Origin of the sequence: Corallococcus sp. AB049A, assembly GCF_003668885.1 — a bacterium.
Lineage (GTDB): Bacteria > Myxococcota > Myxococcia > Myxococcales > Myxococcaceae > Corallococcus > Corallococcus interemptor.
The window spans coordinates 1-2548 of the sequence record NZ_RAWL01000692.1 but is presented as its reverse complement, the minus strand read 5'-3'; the positions used below and the strand labels follow the sequence as shown (position 1 = coordinate 2548).

Annotated in this window: 3 protein-coding genes and 1 pseudogene; 3 read left to right on the top strand and 1 reads right to left on the bottom strand. The window is 71.2% G+C overall.

Annotation, left to right across the window (positions count from 1 at the left end; all coding sequences use genetic code 11):
• Nucleotides 1-159: 159 nt before the first annotated feature.
• Complete coding sequence (locus D7X55_RS38335; protein WP_120549157.1) at nucleotides 160-897, bottom strand: hypothetical protein; 738 nt, start codon at nucleotides 895-897, stop codon at nucleotides 160-162.
• A 36-nt stretch (nucleotides 898-933) separates the two neighbouring features.
• Here D7X55_RS38335 and D7X55_RS38330 point away from each other — a divergent pair, with 36 nt between their 5' ends.
• The 3 genes and pseudogenes from D7X55_RS38330 to D7X55_RS38320 form a co-directional block, all read left to right on the top strand.
• The gene (locus D7X55_RS38330; RefSeq protein ID WP_120549156.1) at nucleotides 934-1440 is read left to right on the top strand and encodes a regulatory protein RecX; all 507 of its coding nucleotides are present in this window, start codon (nucleotides 934-936) and stop codon (nucleotides 1438-1440) included.
• Nucleotides 1441-1452: 12 nt separating this feature from the next.
• Nucleotides 1453-2223, top strand: coding sequence for an outer membrane protein assembly factor BamD (locus D7X55_RS38325; RefSeq protein ID WP_120549155.1), 771 nt, complete (start codon nucleotides 1453-1455; stop codon nucleotides 2221-2223).
• Nucleotides 2220-2548, top strand: a pseudogene (locus D7X55_RS38320) (hypothetical protein); the annotation flags it as partial. The gene D7X55_RS38325 and the pseudogene D7X55_RS38320, both read left to right, overlap by 4 nt.

The following is a 2548-nucleotide window of genomic DNA, read 5'->3' as shown; positions in this document are numbered from 1 at the left end:
GTCGGCAGCGTCAGAGGTGTATAAGAGACAGCTCCGCAGGTGGCGGCCCGTCCGCCCACGCCCGCCCCGGTGGCCGCGCCCGCTCCGGCGGCCGGGGGCGACGACGACTTCCAGATCGAACGCTTCTAGCGCTTCACGAAAAGGGGAGGGCGGCGCCGCTCAGGCGTCGTCGTCCCCCAGCTGCGCGCGCAGCCGGGTGAGGCGCATGGGACCAATGAGCCCCTGGTGCGCCAGCGTCTGGAGCAGCGACACGGTGGCGCGCACGCGCGCGTCCTGCACCTCGTCGGACTCCTGGACGACCTCGTTGTCCAGCAGCGTCTCCAGGTGCTCCGGGTTGATGGAGGTGGGCCCCTCCGCCCACGCGATGTCGAAGAGCGCCCGCGCCATGTGCTCGCGCGCCTTGCGGTCCGCGTCGTTGGGCGCGGCCTTGGCGAACGCGAGGAACAGCGCGTCCACGGACTCCTTGGACAGCGAGGCCAGGGCGGGCACCTCGCCCAGGGACTCCTTCACGTAGTCCGCGTCGAAGCTGTCCACCTCCTGCTCGTAGCCGAAGGCCTCCTCCAGCAGGATGGACGCGAGGAAGGCATCCGACTCCTCGTCGCTCGCGCCCTCCTCCTTCAGCGCCTCGCGCGCCTTCTGCGTGGCGGCGGCCAGGGACTCGTCCGCCGCGAGCGCGCGCGCGGCGGCGTGCGCGGCCAGGAGCACCAGCGCGGCCTGTGCGTCCGAGGACAGCGCGCGGCCACTGACGCCCAGGAGCATGGCCTTCTGCTTGGGGTTGGTGTCCGCGGCGGCCACGAAGTGCTGCTCCTCCGGAGTCAGCGGTTCGCCCGCCTTCTCCTTGCGGAGCGTTTCCCTGGCGGCGTCAGCGGTGAGGAAGCGGGCGAGGATGGGGTGCATGGCTTCGGCCTGTTACCACATGGTAGGGACTCCGCGATGGTTGACGAGCCCGAAGGCCCCGAGGCTGTCCAGCGCGCCACCGATGCCTGTCTGCGCCTGCTCAAGGCACGCGGCAGGAGCCGGCATGAGCTGTCGCTCGCCCTGGAGCGCAAGGGCTATCCGGAGTCCGTGCGCGACGCGGTGCTCGCCCGTTTGTCGGAGTGGGGCTACCTGGACGACGCGAAGTTCGCGCGCGACCGCGCCGCCGCCCTTTTGTCCAAGGGGAAGCTGGGCCCTCGCGCCGTGCTCCAGCGTCTGCAAGCGCACGGACTGGAGGGCACGGAGGCCCGGCGCGCGCTGTCGGACGCGAAGGACGCGGTGGGCTTCGACGCGCTGGAGGCCGCCCGGCAGGTGCTGGAGAAGAGGCGCCTGGCGGGCCGCCCGCTGGACGCGAAGGAGCAGGCGCGGGCGGGGCGGCTCCTGTTGGGCAGGGGTTTCGCGCCGGACATCGTGACCCGGCTGGTGGGAGAACCTTCGCTGGACCCCTCCGGGCAGGACGAATAGTTTGGGGGCGTGATGCGCTCCGCCGTCCTCGTCCTGTCCGCCCTGATGTTGTCCGCCTGTGCCGCCCTCTCCGCGGGGCCCGCGGGCGAGCCTGACTACGCCACCCAGGCGGCGGAGAACCTGGCCCTGGGCGAGGCCGCGCTGGAGGACAAGGACTACCTCAAGGCGGAGAAGTACTTCGACCACGTCCGCACCAAGTTCCCCTACCTGGAGGCCGCCCGCGAGGCGGAGCTCAAGCTGGGGGACCTGGACTTCGCCCGGGAGATGTTCCCGGAGGCGCGTGAGAAGTTCGACTCCTTCATGCGGCTGCACCCCACGCACCCCAAGGTGGACTACGCGGCCTACCGCGCGGCCCTGTCCTACGTGCAGGAGTTCCCCTCGGAGTTCTTCGCCCTGCCGCCTTCCTACGAGAAGGAGCAGAAGCCCATGTACGACGCGCTCCGGGCCATGAACGTCTTCCTGCGCGAGTACCCGGATTCGCAGTACGTGAAGGACGCCAAGATGCACCGGGATGACGCCCGGGAGCGCCTGGCGCGCCATGAGCTGTACGTCGCGTCCTTCTACGCCAGGCGCGAGCGCTGGAAGGCCGTGGCCCAGCGCCTGGAGGGGCTGCTCAAGGACTACCCGGGCACGCCGCTGGAGGAGGAGGCCCTCTTCGACCTCCACAACGCGTACGTGAAGCTCAACGACACGGAGCGCGCGCAGAACACGCTGAAGGAAGTCCTCAAGCGTCTGCCGGGCACGCCCGCCGCCCAGCGCGCCCAGAAGATGCTGGGCTCGTGAGGCGCTCGGAGGACTGGGGCCGGCTGGGGGGCATCGCCATCGCCGTGCTCGCGGCCGCCTGCGTCCTCGTGTTCCTGGGCTCGCGCCTGCTGGGCGCCCTGGCCGGACCGGAAGCCGAAATCGTCACCACCCTGAAGCAGGCCGAGCACGACGGTGTGTCCCTCCCCGTGCCCGGCGCGCAGGCCCCGCTCGTCTCGCAAAAGCTCCAGTACGCCCGCATCTCCGTCTCCGTGGCGCCGGACGGCCAGAGCGCGGAGGCCTTCACCACGCTGGACTTCGAGGGCGCGCTGGGCGCCACGACGGTCAGCACCGCGGGCGTGGAGGT

Excerpts from the sequence above, each read along its gene's own strand:
- D7X55_RS38335 (WP_120549157.1), bottom strand. The coding sequence starts at position 897 with ATGCACCCCATCCTCGCCCGCTTCCTCACCGCTGACGCCGCCAGGGAA.
- D7X55_RS38330 (WP_120549156.1), top strand. The coding sequence starts at position 934 with ATGGTTGACGAGCCCGAAGGCCCCGAGGCTGTCCAGCGCGCCACCGAT.
- D7X55_RS38325 (WP_120549155.1), top strand. The coding sequence starts at position 1,453 with ATGCGCTCCGCCGTCCTCGTCCTGTCCGCCCTGATGTTGTCCGCCTGT.